Raw genomic sequence first — 1953 nt, 5'->3', positions numbered from 1 at the left:
TTGTCGTCCTGGGTGGTGTGGTGCTACTACGTGGTGTGCGGGCCTAGGTGCTGGGGGAAGGGTTGCGCGGGGGCCTGGAACGACGGTGGGGCCCAACGCAAAGCTGGCTGGCAATTCTGTCAGGTCGTTACGCGGCGGGGCTGCTGACGGAGTCCCGACGGCGAGGAATCGATCAGGTGCGTCGAGTGCAGGCAGCGGCACAACGCCCCCGGCAGGCCCAACCGCTTGACCGTGAACGTCTCGGCCAGGCCTTCCCGCAGGCTGCCGGCGGCCGAGGGCCAGTCGCGTTCCAGCCATTGGGCGTACTGTTCGATCTTCGCCATGCCTTCCTTGGGCTCGAGCTTCCACGCCGCCGACATCGTGGCCCGCGCCTGGTCGTGCTGATCCTTGGGCAGGTGGCCCAGTACGTTGCGACGTTTGTGATTGCGGCAGCGTTGGACGGGGTTGTGGCTGCCGAACACTTCGTCGATCGCCGCTCGCAAGGCCTTGGCGCCGTCGATGACGAACAATCGACGCCGACCGCCTTCCACGCCCGCCGGCTTCACGCCACGCTCGACCAGGTCGGCCAGCAGTTCCTTGACCACTGTCGCGTTCTCCGTCGCTCCCTCACGCAGGCCCAGCACGTGCTTGTCCCCGGAAGCATCCACGCCCACCGCCGCGATCACGTGGTACTCGCCGAACCGCATGCCGTCGATGTAGATCACCAGCAGGTCCGTATCATCGAACCGCCGCTCGGCCAACGCCTTGAGCTCCCGCTCGCCCGCTTCGATCGCCTCGCGTGAGATCGCCGACTTGCTCACGCCGACCTGCTCGGCCATCTCCGGCAGAACGTGGGCGTAGCTGCGCGTGCTCACGCCCCGCAGGAGAATCTCGAGGATGCGATCGCTCAACCGCTCGCCGCCGGCACGCATCGCCTGGTAAGCCGGGATCGGCACTTCGCCACCCGGATCATCGCCCTTGGCCTTGCGACGCAGACGCGGCTTGCGGACCTTCTGTTGACGTTCGGCCAGCGTCACCCGCCCGCCCTGGCTGCCGTGCCACTGCACGTCGCGACCCGGATCGGCCTTGCCCTGCCGACGCGGGCCGGCCACCTGCTCGGCGCTGAGCTGCAGCACCGCCTCGATCGTCGCCCGACCCATCACGTCGATCACCTCGTCGACCGCACACTCGGCCTGCTCGATCAACCCCACCAGCGGCAACAGCCACTGGCCCTCCCGGCTCAACATCGTCGCCAGTTGTTCGCTGGAAAGTCTGTCCCCGGTCCCCACGATCTGGTACGCTTGGTTCATGGTGGTGGCTCCTTGAAAAACCGTTAAACAGTCCAGCCCGGATCGTACATCCGAGCTCAGGAGCCATCACCCTTTACTCAACTTCCAACTGCGGACGGGACATCATCCAGGAGGTTACGCCACCGCCAGAGTCGCGGTCACTACCGGACGTTTCGAAGCATTTGGCAACAAAACCAGGCAGATTTCAGGCGAGTTTCGGACCGCGCCTGGAGGAAACGGTTCGCCTCGTACCGTTTCTTGGTCTGCGGGTTCTTCCCGCTTGCCGGGGAAACGCAGGCCATGTGAAACAGCTTGCCGAAGCACTTGAACCCGTGACGTAACACCGAAAGGCAGCCCTCGTGTTCCGAGTCCAGCGCCCGGCACAGATCGTCGAGCAACGTCTGCTCGGCCTTGGCCTTCTGAATGCCCTCCAGGTACGCCCACTCGTCTGGCTGCGTCGCCTTGATGAACGCCAGCACGTCGGCCGGGAAGACCGCCCGGTGCGGATCGAACCCGTCACGGTCGCCTTTGACGTAGACGCCCGCCGTCGTCCGGTGGCGCTCGAGGGCGGCTTCGAAGGCGTATTCGGTGTGCTTTCCCGGCCTCCGGTCGCCCCCCCCCACCCATATCCGACCGCAAGCCCATGCACCCTCGCCACACTCTCCTTTTAGGCCACCCCGAACTG

At 65.7% G+C, this 1953-nt stretch carries 1 protein-coding gene and 1 pseudogene; both read right to left on the bottom strand.

From position 1 onward, the window contains the following. Positions 1-119: 119 nt before the first annotated feature. On the bottom strand, positions 120-1289 hold the full coding sequence (locus I6U14_RS00180) for a transposase (protein ID WP_296895878.1): 1170 nt from the start codon (positions 1287-1289) through the stop codon (positions 120-122). A 140-nt stretch (positions 1290-1429) separates the two neighbouring features. Continuing rightward, a pseudogene (locus tag I6U14_RS00175) lies at positions 1430-1953 on the bottom strand (hypothetical protein); the annotation flags it as partial.

The sequence above is a fragment of the Thiohalocapsa sp. genome (assembly GCF_019695415.1).
Taxonomy (GTDB): Bacteria; Pseudomonadota; Gammaproteobacteria; order Chromatiales; family Chromatiaceae; genus Thiohalocapsa.
The sequence above is the reverse complement of the archived record's forward strand: the minus strand, read 5'-3'. Positions and strand labels throughout refer to the sequence as shown.